Here is a 16,052-nt window from a genome sequence, read left to right on the forward strand (position 1 = left end):
TTGCGTCCGCTCTGCCGGTATGTACTCATAGACCTCGCCTTGGAATCCCGACCGTGCAACAGAAACGCGATCACCGCATCATTCGCAGTCGGCATTTTCACAAGATGCAGCGGCGGCATTTCATCATTTTCGACGTTTTGCCCTTTGTCGGTACGCTGATTGCGCTGGGCCTCCTCTTCTATCGTCCGATCGGCATCGTTGAGCTCAGCCTGTTGTTCGGCTTCTGGCTGATCACCGGGCTTGGGCTGACCGTCGGCTATCACCGCCTGTTCACCCATCGCGCCTTCGCCACCTCGACCGGGATGAGCGCGATCTTGATCGTGATGGGATCGATGGCCGGGCGCGGCCCGATGCTGTCCTGGGCGGCGATGCACCGGCGGCACCACGAATTGTCCGACCACGACGGCGATCTGCATTCGCCGCGTCTGCATGGCGGCGGCGTGCTGGGCCGCCTGCGCGGCTTTCTGCACGCGCATTTGACCTGGATGATCGCACACGACTATCCCAACGTCGCCCATTACGTGCCGGATCTGATGGCCAACCGCACCCTGGTTGCGGTCAACAGCTATTATTACAGCTGGGTCGCGCTCGGCTTGGTGCTGCCGGCGGCGATTGGCGGCCTCGCCACCATGAGCCTGTGGGGCGCGCTGACGGGCCTGCTCTGGGGCGGCGTGGTGCGCATGTTCGTGGTCGAGCAGACCATGTCCGCCATCAACTCCATCATGCACACGTTTGGCGCGCAGCCCTTCGTCACCCGTGACGATAACAGCCGCAATCTCGGCGTGATGGCCTGGCTCGCCTGGGGCGAGGGCTGGCACAACAACCACCACGCGTTCCCGTATTCGGCGGCCTTCGGCCTGCGCTGGTTCGAGTTCGATCCCGGCTTCATCTTCATCCGCGCGCTGGAGGCGCTCGGACTAGCCTGGGACGTCAAGGTGCCGAGCGAGGAGAAGATCGCCCGGCGCATGCTGCAGCAGCCGGGCGATGCCGCGCCCGATCTGGAAACGGGCTGAGGATCGGCATCCGGCGATGACGGCGCAGCGCTGAACCGATGCTGTTCAACGACTATCCCTTCCTCCTGGTGTTCCTGCCGGCGGCACTGCTGATCTACCGCCTGTTCGATCCCTATCCGCGCTTGCGCATCGTCGTGCAGGTGGCGCTGTCGCTGGCCTTCTACGCCTGGGGCAGTCCGTCCTTCGTCCTGCTCCTGATCGCCTCGATCGTCATCAACTGGCTCGCCTCGGTCGCCTATGGGCGGGTGAAGTGGAAGGCGGTGCTGACGCTCGTCATCTTGCTCGATATCGGCGTGCTCGCGCTGTTCAAATACGCCAACTTCATCCTCGCCAACCTCGGGCATGTGCTGGGTGCCACGTTGCCGACGCTCGACATCGGGTTGCCGCTCGGCATCTCCTTCTTCACCTTCCATCACATCATGTATCTGGTCGATCTCCGGCGCGGCAAGGCGCCGCTCTACGCGATCGATCGCTACGCGCTCTACATCGCCTTCTTTCCGCAGGCGATCGCGGGGCCGCTGGCGCGCTGGTCGGAGGTGATGCATCAGTTCGGCAGGCAGGTCTATGTGCCGGGCTGGCAGCGTCAATTCTGCATCGCGATCTGCTTCATCGCGCTCGGCCTGTTCCAGAAGATCGTGATCGCCGACAGCATCGCGCACCTGCTTGATCCCATCTACATGCAGGCGACGGCTGGGCCGCTTGCGAGCGGCGATGCCTGGCTCGCATTCTGCTTCTCGTTCCAGATCCTGTTCGACTTCTCCGGCTATTCCGACATCGCGATCGGCCTTGGGCTGCTGTTCGGCGTGCAGCTGCCCTACAATTTCAATGCGCCGCTGCGCTCGACCAACATCCAGGATTTCTGGCAGCGCTGGCACATCACGCTGATGCTGTTCCTGCGCGATTACGTGTTCTATCCGCTGGTCAATCTACGTATCCTGCCGCGGCGCTTTCTGCCGGTGCAGTTCTTCGGCGCAATGCTGATCACCATGGCGCTGTGCGGCTTGTGGCATGGCGCGAGCTGGGCTTTTGTCCTTTGGGGCGTGCTGCACGGTCTTGCGCAGGTCGTTTGTTCTCTGTGGCGGCGCTATGGCCCGCGCTTCCCGTCATGGCTCGGCTGGGCTCTCACCGTGCTGTTCGTGCTGGCAACCGGCGTGATCTTTCGCGCCGGCTCGGTCGAGGCCGCCTGGCATGTTTTCGCGGGGCTCGCCCAGCCGCTGCCGCTCGCGCGCGGGCGGCACCTTTGGCCGCTGATCGTGGCGCCGTTGTTCGCCTTCCTGTTGCCGGCGAGTCAGGACATCGTCGCATTCTTCACGCGCCGCCCGAGTCCCTGGCTTGCGGGCGTGCTCGGGATCTGCCTTTTCGCTTTGCTGCTCCACATGGGTGGTCGGGATCTCCATGAATTCGTCTACTTCAAGTTCTGAGACCGATCCCGGCTGGGGGAGGGGCATCATAGCCTGCATGGGCACGCTGATCGGCGCGGCCGTGCTGGTGCTGGCGCTGATGGTGATCGTCGATCCCTATGACAGCGGCAAGCTCGGCCTGCTCGGCATCGATGGCGTCGACAATCGTCTCACGCAGATCACGGCTGCGAGCCGCGCCAGAGATCCGAATTTCAACGCGGCCATCCTCGGCAACTCGACGGCGCAGCTGATCGCGCCGGCGGAATTGTCCGGCGCGACGGGCCTGCGCTTCGTGCAGCTCTACACCACCGGCTCGGCTCCGCGCGAGCAGCTCGCGGTGCTCGATTTCTTCCTGCGCAATCACAAGCAGGTCGGCGCGCTGGTGCTCGCGGCCGATCCCGGCTGGTGCGTTCATGCGCGGCCGAAGGAGGAGGGCGCTCCGTTTCCCTATTGGCTCTACGACAGAAGTGTCGTCACCTACGCGGTGCGGCTGATCTCCTGGCAGGCGATCGAGCAGGCCTTTCAGCGGCTCAGCATCGGGCTCGGCTGGCGGCAGCGGATGAATCCGGACGGCTTTGTCAGCTATGAGGACATCTGGCCGCCTGGCCAATTCAAGGAGGTCGGCTGGCCCAGGGATCCGGCGCCGGCTACATCCGCCGGGACGCGGGCGACATTCCCGGAGATCGCTGCGCTGGTAGAGATCGTCAGGAAGCTGCCGGCCGACGTGCCGATCGTCATCATCGTGCCGCCGACTTTCGCGGCTACCGTGCCGAAGCCCGGCACGGATGTGGCGCTGGAGCGCGTCGCTTGCGATGCCGCGCTGAAAGCCGTCATCGCGGGGCGTCCGCGCAGCAATTTCATCAGCTATCGTGTCGACAACGCGCTGACCCGCGATCGCGACAACTTCGCCGACTTCATCCACTATCGCCCGAAACTCGCGCGCCGGATCGAGCAAGGCATTATCGCCAGCCTGCGCGATGGCGAGAGCGCGACGATCGATTTCTGAGCCGGCTCAGCCGATCTCCTCGAATCCACCGTCGAGCCAGAGCCTGCGCGCAAGCTTGCGCTGGATCTTGCCGCTGGTGGTTTTTGGCAGCGCGCCGGGACGGATCAGCGCGACATGTCGGGCGGAGAGCTCGTGGCTGTCGGCGATGGCCTCGCGGATCTGGCCCTTGATCTCGGTCGTGTCGATCGTATGGCGCGCAGTGCGTTCGACCTCCTGGACGATGACGAGACTTTCCTCGCCATGTTCGTCCGGCACGGAAAAGGCGGCGCCGCAGTTCTCGCGCAATGCGTTGTCCAGCGACTGCACGGTGCGCTCGATGTCCTGCGGATAATGGTTGATGCCACGGATGATGATGAGATCCTTGATCCGGCCGGTGACGAACAATTCGCCGGTATGATCGAGGAAGCCGAGGTCGCCGGTGCGCAGCCACCGGCCATCCTCATCCGCGATCTCCGCATTGAGCTCTTCGCGCGTCGCCGCATCGTTGCACCAGTAGACGCGTGCGACATTGGCGCCGCTGACCCAGATTTCGCCGACGCGGTCGGCCGGAAGCCGTCGGCGCTGCTCGGGGTCGACAATGGCGATCCGCTCGCCGACAAGCGCGCGGCCGCAACCGACGACGAGCTGGGCGTCGTCAGGATCCGCCAGCGCCTCGGCCGCATGGGCCTGAAGCGCGGCGCGGCTGATACTGCGTGTGACGTGGCCGCCGCCGCGTGTCCCGCCGGAGATCAGGAGCGTCGCTTCTGCCATGCCATAGGCGGGATACATCACGCGGGGATCGAAGCCGTGCGGCGCAAATGTTTCGATGAAGCGCGCGATGGTATCGGCGCGCACCGGCTCGGCGCCGTTGAGCGCGATCCGGAGCGAGGACAGGTCCACGCCCTCCATCTGATCGGCGCGATAGCGGCTGACGCAGAGGTCAAAGCCGAAATTGGGCCCGCAGGCGACCTCCGCACGATAATGCGAGATTGCGCGCAGCCAGCCGAGCGGCCGCTGCATGAACGCGTTCGGCGCCATCAGCACGCAGGTCGCGCCGACATAGAGGGCCTGCAGCGCGTTCAGGATCAGCCCCATGTCGTGATAGAGCGGCACCCAGTTGACATAGGTCGATTGCCCGGTGTTGCCGAGCGCGATCCGGATCATCTCGAGATTGGCGAGCAGATTGGCGTGGCTCACCATGACGCCCTTCGGCTCGGAGGTCGAACCGGAGGTGTATTGCAGGAACGCGATGTCGTCGGGCGCTGGCTCCGGCAGATCGATCGTCGCACCGGCCGCTTCAGTGAGGTCGACTTCGATCCACCGGATATTCTCCTGCGCAAAGCGCGCCTCCAGGTCACCGCGCATTGCGAATGCGGTGGTCGTCAGCGCGAGCTCCGGCGTGCAATTGGCGAGAATCGCTGCGCTGGAATCGCGGGCGCTGTTTCGCCGCGGCATCATCATCGGCACGGCGATGATCCCCGCCATCAGGCAGCCGAAGAACGCCACCATGAATTCGATGCCTGGCGGAAACACCAGGATCGCGCGGTCGCCGGGCCGTGCGGACGCGCTCAGGCGCGCGGCGAGGGCGGTTGCGGTCTCATGGAGTTGACGGAAGGTGAGGACTGCTTCCTCCGTCGCGCGATCGGAGACGAAGACATAGGCGCGATCGTCAGCCTGCTCCGCCGCGCGCCGCGCCAGCAGCGCGACGAGTGAGCGGAGATTGTCCATCTGGATTGCGCCGGCTTCAGCCGCCCTCAGGCGGCGGAGCGGAGCGCGCGCTTGTCCGCGAGAAATCGCGACAGCGCCTCAACCGTAGGGTGGTCGTAGAAGTCATCCGTCGACAGTTCGAGGTCGAGCTTCTCCTCGAGCTCCATCATGAGATAGACGAGCATCGCCGAATCGAGGCCGAGGCGGCTGAATTTCGTGCCGGTGTCGACGCGGTCCTTCGAAATTCGCAGGATATTGGCTAGCGCCGTAACGCAGAAATCCGAAATCTGCTCGCGTGTCATGTCATTTCCCAGAAACAGTCGGAACGACAATACGGGCGACCTCAAGGTTGTCAATTTGGCCCAAACGCCGCGGCGTTGAAGGTTGGGGACTGTTGCTTTCCTGCGCCGCACGGCTGCTCATTTCGTGCCCAGGTTGGCGCGATTTCCTGCGGTCAACAGGGGCAACGGCCGCCGTATGCTCCGAAAGTTGCAGTTTGACGCCTGCGACGCGATTGAGCCGCCCCCGCTTGTTCGCCGCTCTGGCCATATCCAAGCCAGCCGTCGCCCAGCGCGGCGACGATTTTGATTCGCTACTTGCGCAGATGAACGCAGCGACGCAAGGAGGGCGCTGGACCGAGGGGCTGGCGGCTGCTCAGAAGCGGCGAGCCCGTCGACAAGCTCAAAGCCGCGCTCGCCACCCCGGGGGCGATCTCAAACGATAGATTCAGTTCTGCTGGTAATAGCCGCGCGGCTGATAATACTGCCGGGGCTGTTGCTGCTGCTGATAGTAGTAGCCCTGCTGGCCATAGCCCTGGTCGTACGTCGGCTGCGGTTGCGGCAGCTGCTGGTAGGCCTGCGTGCCATAGGGGCGGGTGACCGGGCGCGGCGCCGGATAGCGCGCGCCGGTGTCGCTGCCGTCGGCGGGATAGATGTAGTTGTCGTCCTGCGGCATGTAGCGGCGGGCCGGCTGCATCGGCGGCGTCAAATTCACGGGATCGCCCGAGGTCGCGTACTGCTCCTCAGCTGGCTGCTGGGCGCGGGCCACCGCATTGTCGGCGCGACCGCGTGGGTTGCGGGCCAGCGCCACCTGCGCCGAGCCGGTCAGCGTCACCGTGGTGTTGAGCACGCCCTGCTCCTGCACCAGCGCGTAGAGCGTCGAAGCGTTCTGGCGTGACAGCCGCACGCAGCCATGTGAGGCGGGCGTGCCCAATCGTCCGACCGAGTCGGTGCCGTGGATGGCGTGCCCGATCTTGGTGAAGAAGATCGAGTGCGGCATCGGCGCGTCGTCGAATTCCTTCGAGTAGTGATCCTCTTCCATGCGGAAGGCGCGGAAGGCGCCGCCCGGCGTCTCGCGCGAGGGGATGCCGGTCGACACCGGCCAGTGGTAGCGCGTGACGCCGTCGACCACGACGGTCATCTGCTGATTGTCCTTGTCGATCGTAATGTCGACCTTGGCCTGCGCGGTGCCCGCGCTCAAAAGCATCAGGGACGTGAACGCAATGAAAAAGGAACGCATTTGAATTCTGGCCTCCGGCCTGTTCGCGCTAGAGCATGATCCGGAAAAGTGTGTAGCGGTTTTCCGAAAAGATCATGCTCAAACAATAACGCCGCGGCTCTCCGTCCCCCGGCGTGCACTATGGCTGCAATCCGGCTTTCGTTCCAGCGGCCTGCCGCACCCATCGTTAACGTGATGCCGGGCGTAAGCAAGGCCGCTTTGTGCCGCGCCGGCTCTGGCGATGCTGACATTTTCGCGAGCGGAAGCTGCTTTCACAACGCCGACAATTCGTCACAAAGGCGCAACCATTTGGCCGCTTCGAGCGTTGAACACGGCCTGCCAATTGGCGGCTGTCGCCGCCACTTACCCTTGGGGATTCAAGATGAACAAAGCTCGTATTGCCGCTGCGCAGTTGCCGGCGGGTCTGCCCGTCCGCCTGCTCTTCGCGGCCGCCGCCGTCCTTCTTGCCCTGGCTTGCGTGCCGCAAGCCAGCCACGCCCAGGGCATTGTGCGTGGCGCTCAGGAAGGTTCTTACGAGGGTAACCGCATCGCTGGTCCCGTGGGCGGCGCTGTCGGCGGTGTCGTTGGCGCCGGTGTCGGTGGTGCTGTTGGTGCTGTCGATGGTATTTTGGGTATCCCCTATCACGGCCACCGCCACTGTCGCGGCTATTATGATGGGTACCACCATTTCCGCTGCTACAGGTAACACGCCGTCATTCCGGGTGCGCGGAGCGCGCCCGGAATGACGGTCAGTTCTTTAGCCGATAGCCGGTCCGGAAAATCCACCAGATCACGGCGAGGCAAATCACCAGGAACGCCGTCGTCATGCCGATGCTGACGGCGACGCTGACATCGGCGATCTCGTAGAAGCTCCAGCGGAAGCCCGAGATCAGATAGACGACCGGGTTGAGCAGCGCGACGGTGCGCCAGGTGGGCGGCAGCATGTCGATGGAATAGAAGCTGCCGCCGAGGAAGGTCAGCGGCGTCACCACCAGCATCGGGATCATCTGGAGCTTTTCGAACCCATCGGCCCAGATGCCGATGACGAAGCCGAACAGGCTGAACGTCACCGCCGTCAGCACCAGGAAGGTCAGCATCCAGACCGGATGATGGATGTGCAGCGGCACGAACAGCCCGGCGGTGGCGAGAATGATCAGGCCGAGGATGATCGACTTGGTCGCAGCCGCACCGACATAACCAAGCACGATCTCGAAGTAAGAAATCGGCGCCGACAGGATCTCGTAGATCGTGCCGGTGAATTTCGGGAAGTAGATGCCGAACGAGGCGTTGGCGATGCTTTGCGTCAGCACCGAGAGCATGATGAGGCCCGGCACGATGAAGGTGCCGTAGCTCACGCCCTCGACCTGGCTGATGCGCGAGCCGATCGCAGCACCAAACACCACGAAATAGAGCGAGGTCGAAACCACGGGCGAAACGATGCTCTGCAGCAGCGTGCGCCAGGTGCGCGCCATTTCGAACAGATAGATGGCGCGGACGGCGCGGTAATTCATGACGCCCTCACGAGGTCGACGAAGATGTCCTCGAGCGACGATTGGGTCGTGTCGAGATCGTTGAAACGGATGCCGGCGGTGCGGAGGTCGCTGAGCAGGCTGGTGATGCCGGTGCGCTCGCCCTTGGTGTCGTAATCGTAGACCAGCGTCGCACCGCTGTCGCAAAGGTCGAGCTCGTAATGAGCGAGGCTCTCCGGCAGCGCGGCGAGCGTGGGCTGCAGATGCAGCGTCAGCCGCTTCTTGCCGAGCTTCTGCATCAAGGTGGCCTTGTCCTCGACCAGCACGATCTCGCCCTTGTTGATGACGCCGATGCGGTCGGCCATCTCCTCGGCTTCCTCGATGTAATGCGTGGTGAGGATGATGGTGACACCGGACTGCTGAAGCGTGCGGACCACCTCCCACATGCCCTTGCGTAGCTCGACGTCGACGCCGGCGGTCGGCTCGTCCAGGAACAGGATCTGCGGCTCGTGCGACAGCGCTTTCGCGATCATGACGCGGCGCTTCATGCCGCCGGACAGCGTGATGATCTTGTTGTCCTTCTTGTCCCAGAGCGACAGGTCCTTGAGGATCTTCTCGATGTGCGCAGGATTCTTCGGCTTGCCGAACAGGCCGCGGGAGAAGCTCACGGTCGCCCACACGCTCTCGAACGCGTCCGTGTGCAGCTCCTGCGGCACCAGGCCGATCAGCGAGCGTGCCTTGCGATAGGAGGTCTGGATGTCTTCGCCGCCGACGAGAACCTTGCCCTCGCTGGGATTGGCGATGCCGCAGATGATCGAGATCAGCGTGGTCTTGCCCGCGCCGTTGGGGCCGAGCAGCGCAAAAATCTCGCCGCGCTTGATGTCGAGATTGACGTTCTTGAGCGCCTTGAAGCCGGACCCATAGGTCTTCGACAGATTGGCGACGGAAATGATGGAGGACATGATGGCCGGTCGGGTGGGGAGGGAGGCGCCGGAACCCGCACCCTGTCGGGCGGGGAGCAGCGGAGCCCTGAAATAGGAATGCCGTTGCCCCGTCGCAATTGGCCGGAGAAAATTGGTCTCAAAACAGGCGCTTCGGTGGCAGGTTTCAGGCAAGTGTTGCGCGATGGTCACGGATTGCGGCTAAGATCGCCGTTCACGCGGCTCTTTGTTGCGTCTGCGAGCGGCCCGTGGCTACGATTCCAGCCAATCGCGAAGCGTATGTCCCCAGGGAAAAGATCGATGAGACCGAACGGCCGTCACACCGCCGGCGCCAGCCAGTTGTCCACCCTCCGTATGTGGGCGATCTGCCTGCTTCTGCTGTCAGCTGTTGCCATGAGCCCGACCACCGCCAAGGCGGCGCCGAGCCAGGCTGCCGCGACGACGCATGTCTATTTGCTCCGCGGCGTGCTCAACATCTTCTCGCTCGGGCTCGACACGATCGGCGCCCGCCTCCAGGCGCAGGGCATCCCGGTGACCGTCGCGAACTTCGTGTCCTGGTCCTCGCTCGCCGATGAGGCGGCTGCGAACTACAAGGCGGGCCGGCTCAAGACCATCGTGCTGGTCGGCCATTCATCGGGCGCGACCGCGCTGCCCGACATGATCGCCAAGCTCAACCAGCTCGGCGTGCCCGTAAAGCTCGCGATCGGGCTCGACTCCGTGTTCAAGACCAAGCTGACGACCGGTGCCGAGCGCTACATCAACATCTATATCGGCGACGGTCCGGGTGAGCCGGTGCGGGCCGCGTCCGGTCTCCGTGGCAAGCTCGACAATGTCGACGTGCGCGGCAGCGGCGTCGGTCACATCACCATCGACAAGAACGAGGCAATCCAGCGCCGCGTGATCGCCGAGATCGATGCCGCGATCGCCCGCTCGCGCGGTCCGGCTGGACCGGTCGCCGAACCCGGCGCTCCGCGGGCTGCGCACTCGGCCGCGGCTGTGGCGCCGGCGAGGAACTGAAGCTTTCGCCCGTAGCGGCTGACCTCATCATGCCGCCGTCGAAATCCATGTCGGCGGCGGCATTGTCTTGTCCATGCGGTGAAGGCACGCCGCCGCAGCGGACTGCTCTCGCTACGCCAGGAAGGCGCGAATGGCATCCGCGATCTCGCTTGCATGCGTCTCCAGCGCGAAATGACCGGTGTCGAGGAATTTGACGACCGCGTTGGGATTATCGCGCTTGAACGCTTCGGCGCCGGGCGGAATGAAGAAGGGATCGTTCTTGCCCCAGACCGCGAGGAACGGCGGCTTGTGCTTGCGGAAATACTCCTGGAAGGCGGGATAGAGCGCGACATTGCTTTTGTAGTCGCCGAACAGGTCGAGCTGCACGTCATCGGAGCCCGACCGCGCCAGATAGAAATTGTCGAGGTTCTGGCCGTCCGGTGACACCAGGGTCGGATCGGGTACGCCATGCGTGTACTGCCAGCGCGTCGTCTCAGGTGTGAGGAAGGCGCGCAGCGCGTCGCGATTGGCGGGCGATGGATCCTGCCAATAGGCCTTGATCGGAGTCCAGCCGTCGCTCAACCCATCCTCATAGGCGTTGCCGTTTTGCGAGATGATGGCCGTGATCCGCTCGGGACGGCTGAGTGCCAATCGGAAGCCGGTCGGCGCGCCATAGTCGAAGACATAGATTCCAAAGCGGTCGAAGCCGATCACCTCGGTGAAGCGCTCGATCACGCGCGCGAAGTTGTCGAAGGTGTAGCTGAACGCTTCGCGCGACGGCATGTCGGACTGGCCGAAGCCGGGAAGATCGGGCGCGACCAGGTGAAACCTGTCGGCCAGCAGCGGGATCAGGTCACGGAACATGTGGCCGGCGCTCGGGAAGCCGTGCAGCAGTAGAAGCTTCGGTGCGGCGATAGGCCCGGCTTCGCGATAGAACACCTTGAAGCCGTCAATGTCGGCGGTGCGATATCTGGTGGAGGTCATGGCAGTCTCCGTCATTGGGGTTGCCTTAAGAAAGTTGGAACGGCACCGGCGCGACGCCGGTGGCGCAGGGCGCCTTAGTTGCCGCTCACGGTGCGGACCGCGTCGCGAATGATGTCGGTGACGGCCGCCGGTGCCGTGACGCTCGGTGTGTGATCGACGGGGAAGGCGCGGATGTTCGCCTTCATACGCTCCGCCATGTAGCGCTGCGTCTCTGGCACGATCATGCGATCCTGCTCGGCGATCAGGAACCAGCTCGGGATATCCTTCCAGAGCGGGCGGCGGCCGGGACCGTGATGCAGTTCAGAGAGATCGGCCGCTGCACGGCCGCGAGCACGGCACGATCTTCCGCCGGGGCGTTCTGCGCGAACGCCGCTGCGAAGGCGTCTTCGGGCAGCCAGATCAGGCCATTGTCGTCGGGAGCAAGCTTCGGCGCCTGCGGATGCGGCGGAAGGCGATAGAACACGTCCGCAACCTTCTCGCTCTCGTCGGGGGCAAGGGCCGCGACATAGACCAGCGCCTTCACGCGGGCAGGACGTGCGAGTGCGATCACCGCGCCGGCATAGGCGTGGCCGGCTAGCACGATCGGCCCCTCGGTGCGATCCAAGCTGCGGTTCAGGGCCGCGATATCGTCAGCCAAGGAGGTCAGCGGCAGCGGCGCCGCCTGCGCCTTGATCCCCTCGGCCCCGAGCGCGGTGATGACGCGCGCCCAGCTCGATCCGTCCGCCCACGCGCCATGGGCAAGGACCACCGTGACATTGCCTCGGGCCATCTTCATCCCTCCATCGTAACCTGTTCAAGTCTATTTGTAGGTTACGTTCCTTGATAGTAACTTGTCAACGACCATCTTACAGGTTATGTTATTGTATTCCGTCTGGCTGGGGGAGCCGCACTTGCCAAACAGACCGCCTGCCATGTTTATTGCCGACTCGCTCGGTCTCGATTTCCTCAATTCGATTGCGACCCCGGTCGATACGCCCGTCGATTGGATCGACGATGGCGCCGGGCTGATTGACTGGCTAGGCCAGGCCAAGCTCGTTCCATCTGACGAGCTCGATGCGATGAGAGCGCGCGCCTTGCCGCGCGAGCTGGACAAGGTCGCCGATCAGGCGCGCGCCTTGCGCGAATGGTTCAGAGGCTTTGTTCGCAAGCATGCAGGCCGGCCGCTCACGGCGAAGGCGCTGCAAGAGCTTGGTCCGTTGAATAGTCTTTTGGAACGCGATGAAGCGTTCCGGCAGATCGTGTCACGTCACGGTGAGAGCAGTGACGGCCTCGCGCTGCAAAAGATACGGCGCTGGCGGTCGCCCGAGTCCCTGCTGCTGCCGGTCGGCGAGGCGATGGCGAAGTTCGTCTGCGAGGAGGACTTTTCCGGCGTGAAGGCGTGCGAGGGCCATAACTGCACAATGCTGTTCGCCGACCACACCCGCAGGCGCGCGCGACGGTGGTGCATCATGGCGGTCTGCGGCAACCGCGCCAAGCAGGCCGCGCATCGCAACCGACTCAAGAGCAGGCAGTGATGACGGCGGCCTCGGTTCCGTGCCCCAAAAACCACCCAATCGGTGGTCACTAAGCCCCCGGGGAGGCGTCTGCCTCCTGTGGTGGGACTGCGGGACTTGATGATTGATCCAAGGCGACTTGTGGTGCTGGCAGCGGTTGCGCTGCTCGCCTTGAACCCCGGCATGGCCGCGGCCTCGCCCGCCAAGCCGAAGCCGGCTGCGGTCCCGGCCGTCGCGCCACTTCCGCCGGCCGAGCCGTTGCCGCCGCCGAAGATCTATCTGTTTCGCGGCGCGATGGGGCCGATCTTCTCGACCGGCATGGACCGGCTTGCCGAGAAGCTGACCAAGGCCGGCTTCTCGGCCGACGTCTACGAATTCACCATCTGCCGATGGATCGGCGATCGTGCGATTGCGAGCTACAAGGAAGCGCCGGCGCCGATCGTGCTGATCGGCCATTCCATGGGCGGGCTGTGCTCGGTGATCATCTCCGAGATGGCGGCCAAGGAGAACATCCCGATCAGCCTCGTCATCACCATCGACCCCGCCCATGCAACCGATGACGTGCCGCTCAATGTCGAGCGCTTCATCAACATCTTCCTCTCCGACAGCGTGCTCGGCGGCGGCAATGTGGTCGCGGTGCCGGGATTCCGCGGCCATTATGCGAGCTACGACCTCAAGGAGAACTCGCGGGTCTCGCACATCAACATCGAGAAGTCCGACGACATCCACCGCCAGATCGTCGACATGGTGACGCAGTTGCCGCGCATCCCGCCGCAGATCCAGGTCGATGCTGTGCCGCTGCGCTATCTGGTGCCGGGGGATACGCTGGTCGAGTTGTGGGATAGCGGCGTGCGGCTGCCGGTCCGCCGCGGCGACACCATGGCAAGCATTGCTGCCGCCAATCGCGTGCCGCTGTGGACGCTCGCGCAGAGCAACTCGCTGCCGGAGAATGCGACGCTCACCCCCGGCCAGTCGATCATCGTCCCGCGCCATTTGACGCCGCCGGACGCCGCGGCCGCGATGGCGGCGCCGGCGCCTCCGCCGGCTGGGCGAAAGTAGTGCTTCGTCACCTCATCACCTCGCCTTGCTTGCGAGGGGAGGGAGAAGATCACACGTTCGAGCCGTGGATCGCGTCGATCACGGCATCCGTCACATCCTTCGTGCTCGCCTTGCCGCCGACATCAGGTGTCAGCACGCCAGCGGCGCAGACCTGCTCGACGGCCTTCATCAGCCGTGCGGCTGCGTCCTTCTCGCCGAGATGCTCGAGCATCTGCGCGCCGGTCCAGAACGTCGCGACCGGGTTGGCGATGCCTTTACCGGTGATGTCGAAGGCCGAGCCGTGGATCGGCTCGAACATCGAGGGAAAGCGGCGCTGCGGATCGATGTTGCCGGTCGGCGCCACGCCGAGGCTGCCCGCCAGCGCGCCGGCGAGATCTGAGAGGATGTCGGCGTGGAGGTTGGTCGCCACGATGGTGTCGAGGCTCTTCGGATGCAGCGTCATGCGCACAGTCATGGCGTCGACCAGCATCTTGTCCCAGGTGACGTCGGGGAATTCATTGGCGACTTCGGCTGCGATCTCGTCCCACATCACCATGCCGTGGCGCTGCGCGTTCGACTTGGTCACCACGGTCAGGAATTTGCGCGGACGCGATTGCGCGAGCTGGAATGCGTAACGCATGATGCGGGTGACGCCGACGCGGGTGAACACCGCGACTTCGGTGCCGACCTCTTCCGGCAGGCCCTTGTGAGCGCGGCCGCCCATGCCGGCATATTCGCCCTCCGAATTCTCGCGCACGATCACCCAGTCGAGATCGCCGATGCCGACATTGCGCAGCGGCGAGGCGACGCCGGGCAAAATCTTGGTCGGCCGCACATTGGCGTATTGGTCAAAGCCCTGGCAGATCGGCAAGCGCAGGCCCCACAGCGTGATGTGATCAGGCACGTCGGGCGCGCCGACCGCGCCGAAATAGATGGCGTCGAACTTCTTCAGTTCAGTGAGGCCATCGGCTGGCATCATCACGCCGTGCTTCTTGTAATAGTCCGAGCCCCAGTCGAAGGTCTTGATGGTAAAGGCGAGGTCGCCGCTGCGCTTGGCCAGCGCCTCCAGCACGCGGATTCCGGCCGAGATGACCTCGGGACCGATGCCGTCGGCGGGAATGGCTGCGATCGAATGGGTGCGCATGAGAAAGCTCCGTTGGAGAGATCAGTGGGATTGCGGGACGGGTTCGACGGGCGCGGTCTGCGCGCGCGACAATAGCAGGGTCAGCACCGCCGAGAGGACGAGCAGGCTGGCGACGAAATAGAGCCCGCCGACAAAACTCCCGGTCTGGTCCTTGATCCAGCCGATCATGGCGGGACCGACGAAACCGCCGAGATTGCCGATCGAATTGATGGTGGCGATGCCGGCGGCAGCCGCGGGACCGGACAGGAACAGCGTTGGCATGCTCCAGAGCGGCGGCTTGGCCGAGGAGATACCGATATTGACCAGCGCCAGTGCCACCAGCACCGCGACGACTCCGGCCGCAAGACCGGCATAGGCGAGGCCCACGGCGGCGATCAGGCAGGCCCACACGACGTGCCAGGTGCGCTCGCCGGTGCGATCCGAATGCCGCGCCCACAGCACCATGGCGACGACGGCAGCTGTGGCCGGCAACGCATTGAGGAAGCCGACCTGAAGCGTGGACAGGCCGAACTGCTTGATGATCTGCGGCGCCCAGACGCCGAGCGTGTAGAGGCCGGCCGAAGTGCCGAAATAGATCAGCGACAGCGCCAGCACGCGCGGATCGGCGAGCCCGCGCCAGATGCTATGGCTCGCGGTCGCGGCCTTGCTGGTGGTCTCCTCATTCATGGTCTCGACCAGCCATCGCCGCTCGTCGTCGGCGAGCCACTTCGCCTTCTCGGGCCGGTCGGTGAGGAACGCAAGCACGACGAAGCCGAGCAGCACGGCCGGCAGCGCCTCCAGCACGAACAGCCACTGCCAGCCCTTGAAGCCGAATAGTCCGTCCATCTCCAGCAGCGCGCCGGAGACCGGTGAGCCCAGCACGGTCGAGAGTGGTGCTGCCGCCATGAACAATGCGGTCACCGCGGCGCGCTGGCGAGCCGGGAACCAGTAGGAGAGATAGAGGATGATGCCGGGAAAGAAGCCGGCTTCCGCGACGCCGAGCAGGAAGCGCAGGATGTAGAAGCTGGTCGCACCCTGCACGAACGCCATTGCCGCCGAGACCAGGCCCCAGGTGATCATCACCCGCGCGATCCAGATCCGGGCGCCGACCTTGTGCAGGATGATGTTGGAGGGCACCTCGAACAGAAAGTAGCCCCAGAAGAAGATGCCGGCGCCAAAACCGTAGACGGTCGGCGACAGGCCGATGTCCTTGTTCATCGTCAGCGAGGCGAAGCCGATATTGACGCGGTCGATGAAGGCCACGAAGTAGAGCAGCATGATGAAGGGAACGATGCGCCAGGTGATCTTGCGCAGCACGCGCGTCTGAATCTCGCTCGCCACTCTGGCCTCCCTCAAGTCCTGATTCTCGTTGTGTGGCAGCGAGCCTAGGCGTGGGCAGGAGTGGG

15 protein-coding genes and 1 pseudogene are annotated in these 16,052 nt (G+C 64.3%); 7 read left to right on the top strand and 9 right to left on the bottom strand.

What is annotated here, in order from left to right; all coding sequences use genetic code 11:
* The first annotated feature begins 53 nt into the window (after nucleotides 1–53).
* From ABIC09_RS04565 to ABIC09_RS04575, 3 genes are read left to right on the top strand one after another with little or no spacing between them, the layout of a single operon-like run.
* A complete protein-coding gene (locus ABIC09_RS04565; protein ID WP_354108532.1) occupies nucleotides 54–1,013 on the top strand; it encodes an acyl-CoA desaturase in 960 nt (319 codons plus the stop codon).
* A 38-nt stretch (nucleotides 1,014–1,051) separates the two neighbouring features.
* The gene (locus ABIC09_RS04570) at nucleotides 1,052–2,434 is read left to right on the top strand and encodes an MBOAT family O-acyltransferase (RefSeq protein ID WP_354108533.1); all 1,383 of its coding nucleotides are present in this window, start codon (nucleotides 1,052–1,054) and stop codon (nucleotides 2,432–2,434) included.
* Nucleotides 2,409–3,419: a hypothetical protein gene (locus ABIC09_RS04575; protein ID WP_354108534.1), complete on the top strand. Its 1,011-nt coding sequence runs from the start codon at nucleotides 2,409–2,411 to the stop codon at nucleotides 3,417–3,419. Before ABIC09_RS04570 ends, ABIC09_RS04575 begins: the two co-directional genes overlap by 26 nt.
* Before the next feature lie 6 nt (nucleotides 3,420–3,425).
* On the opposite strand, the gene ABIC09_RS04580 is transcribed toward ABIC09_RS04575, so the two are convergent.
* The 3 genes from ABIC09_RS04580 to ABIC09_RS04590 form a co-directional block, all read right to left on the bottom strand.
* A complete protein-coding gene (locus ABIC09_RS04580; protein WP_354108535.1) occupies nucleotides 3,426–5,126 on the bottom strand; it encodes a fatty acyl-AMP ligase in 1,701 nt (566 codons plus the stop codon).
* Between the two features lie 26 nt (nucleotides 5,127–5,152).
* Entirely contained in the window at nucleotides 5,153–5,407 is a 255-nt protein-coding gene (locus ABIC09_RS04585) for an acyl carrier protein (RefSeq protein ID WP_148754112.1), read from the bottom strand.
* 424 nt (nucleotides 5,408–5,831) lie between these two features.
* Complete coding sequence (locus ABIC09_RS04590; protein WP_354108536.1) at nucleotides 5,832–6,623, bottom strand: L,D-transpeptidase; 792 nt, start codon at nucleotides 6,621–6,623, stop codon at nucleotides 5,832–5,834.
* A gap of 361 nt (nucleotides 6,624–6,984) precedes the next feature.
* Between ABIC09_RS04590 and ABIC09_RS04595 the strand changes: the two genes are divergently transcribed.
* A complete protein-coding gene (locus tag ABIC09_RS04595) occupies nucleotides 6,985–7,308 on the top strand; it encodes a hypothetical protein (protein WP_148754114.1) in 324 nt (107 codons plus the stop codon).
* Nucleotides 7,309–7,351: 43 nt separating this feature from the next.
* Here ABIC09_RS04595 and ABIC09_RS04600 read toward each other — a convergent pair whose 3' ends face one another.
* Nucleotides 7,352–8,113 (bottom strand): ABC transporter permease, encoded by a 762-nt coding sequence (locus ABIC09_RS04600; RefSeq protein WP_148754115.1) that lies wholly within the window; start codon nucleotides 8,111–8,113, stop codon nucleotides 7,352–7,354.
* A complete protein-coding gene (locus ABIC09_RS04605; RefSeq protein ID WP_148754116.1) occupies nucleotides 8,110–9,033 on the bottom strand; it encodes an ABC transporter ATP-binding protein in 924 nt (307 codons plus the stop codon). Before ABIC09_RS04605 ends, ABIC09_RS04600 begins: the two co-directional genes overlap by 4 nt.
* Before the next feature lie 279 nt (nucleotides 9,034–9,312).
* On the opposite strand from ABIC09_RS04605, the gene ABIC09_RS04610 reads away from it, so the two are divergent.
* Nucleotides 9,313–10,029, top strand: a complete 717-nt coding sequence (locus tag ABIC09_RS04610; RefSeq protein WP_354034246.1) for a hypothetical protein — start codon at nucleotides 9,313–9,315, stop codon at nucleotides 10,027–10,029.
* A gap of 111 nt (nucleotides 10,030–10,140) precedes the next feature.
* Here ABIC09_RS04610 and ABIC09_RS04615 read toward each other — a convergent pair whose 3' ends face one another.
* Complete coding sequence (locus tag ABIC09_RS04615; RefSeq protein ID WP_354108537.1) at nucleotides 10,141–10,992, bottom strand: alpha/beta fold hydrolase; 852 nt, start codon at nucleotides 10,990–10,992, stop codon at nucleotides 10,141–10,143.
* Between the two features lie 74 nt (nucleotides 10,993–11,066).
* A pseudogene (locus tag ABIC09_RS04620) lies at nucleotides 11,067–11,767 on the bottom strand (alpha/beta fold hydrolase).
* Between the two features lie 79 nt (nucleotides 11,768–11,846).
* Between ABIC09_RS04620 and ABIC09_RS04625 the strand changes: the two are divergent.
* Complete coding sequence (locus tag ABIC09_RS04625; RefSeq protein ID WP_502917645.1) at nucleotides 11,847–12,506, top strand: CGNR zinc finger domain-containing protein; 660 nt, start codon at nucleotides 11,847–11,849, stop codon at nucleotides 12,504–12,506.
* A 99-nt stretch (nucleotides 12,507–12,605) separates the two neighbouring features.
* Nucleotides 12,606–13,544: a LysM peptidoglycan-binding domain-containing protein gene (locus ABIC09_RS04630; protein ID WP_148754207.1), complete on the top strand. Its 939-nt coding sequence runs from the start codon at nucleotides 12,606–12,608 to the stop codon at nucleotides 13,542–13,544.
* 49 nt (nucleotides 13,545–13,593) lie between these two features.
* On the opposite strand, the gene ABIC09_RS04635 is transcribed toward ABIC09_RS04630, so the two are convergent.
* Together ABIC09_RS04635 and ABIC09_RS04640 are read right to left on the bottom strand one after the other, a co-directional pair.
* A complete protein-coding gene (locus ABIC09_RS04635) occupies nucleotides 13,594–14,667 on the bottom strand; it encodes a tartrate dehydrogenase (RefSeq protein WP_148754119.1) in 1,074 nt (357 codons plus the stop codon).
* A 21-nt stretch (nucleotides 14,668–14,688) separates the two neighbouring features.
* On the bottom strand, nucleotides 14,689–15,987 hold the full coding sequence (locus ABIC09_RS04640) for an MFS transporter (protein WP_354108538.1): 1,299 nt from the start codon (nucleotides 15,985–15,987) through the stop codon (nucleotides 14,689–14,691).
* Nucleotides 15,988–16,052 lie beyond the last annotated feature (65 nt).

This window comes from Bradyrhizobium sp. S3.12.5, from assembly GCF_040548225.1.
GTDB lineage: Bacteria > Pseudomonadota > Alphaproteobacteria > Rhizobiales > Xanthobacteraceae > Bradyrhizobium > Bradyrhizobium cytisi.

Excerpts from the sequence above, each read along its gene's own strand:
- ABIC09_RS04570 (WP_354108533.1), top strand. The coding sequence starts at position 1,052 with ATGCTGTTCAACGACTATCCCTTCCTCCTGGTGTTCCTGCCGGCGGCA.
- ABIC09_RS04575 (WP_354108534.1), top strand. The coding sequence starts at position 2,409 with ATGAATTCGTCTACTTCAAGTTCTGAGACCGATCCCGGCTGGGGGAGG.
- ABIC09_RS04580 (WP_354108535.1), bottom strand. The coding sequence starts at position 5,126 with ATGGACAATCTCCGCTCACTCGTCGCGCTGCTGGCGCGGCGCGCGGCG.
- ABIC09_RS04585 (WP_148754112.1), bottom strand. The coding sequence starts at position 5,407 with ATGACACGCGAGCAGATTTCGGATTTCTGCGTTACGGCGCTAGCCAAT.
- ABIC09_RS04590 (WP_354108536.1), bottom strand. The coding sequence starts at position 6,623 with ATGCGTTCCTTTTTCATTGCGTTCACGTCCCTGATGCTTTTGAGCGCG.
- ABIC09_RS04595 (WP_148754114.1), top strand. The coding sequence starts at position 6,985 with ATGAACAAAGCTCGTATTGCCGCTGCGCAGTTGCCGGCGGGTCTGCCC.
- ABIC09_RS04600 (WP_148754115.1), bottom strand. The coding sequence starts at position 8,113 with ATGAATTACCGCGCCGTCCGCGCCATCTATCTGTTCGAAATGGCGCGC.
- ABIC09_RS04605 (WP_148754116.1), bottom strand. The coding sequence starts at position 9,033 with ATGTCCTCCATCATTTCCGTCGCCAATCTGTCGAAGACCTATGGGTCC.
- ABIC09_RS04610 (WP_354034246.1), top strand. The coding sequence starts at position 9,313 with ATGAGACCGAACGGCCGTCACACCGCCGGCGCCAGCCAGTTGTCCACC.
- ABIC09_RS04615 (WP_354108537.1), bottom strand. The coding sequence starts at position 10,992 with ATGACCTCCACCAGATATCGCACCGCCGACATTGACGGCTTCAAGGTG.
- ABIC09_RS04625 (WP_502917645.1), top strand. The coding sequence starts at position 11,847 with ATGTTATTGTATTCCGTCTGGCTGGGGGAGCCGCACTTGCCAAACAGA.
- ABIC09_RS04630 (WP_148754207.1), top strand. The coding sequence starts at position 12,606 with ATGATTGATCCAAGGCGACTTGTGGTGCTGGCAGCGGTTGCGCTGCTC.
- ABIC09_RS04635 (WP_148754119.1), bottom strand. The coding sequence starts at position 14,667 with ATGCGCACCCATTCGATCGCAGCCATTCCCGCCGACGGCATCGGTCCC.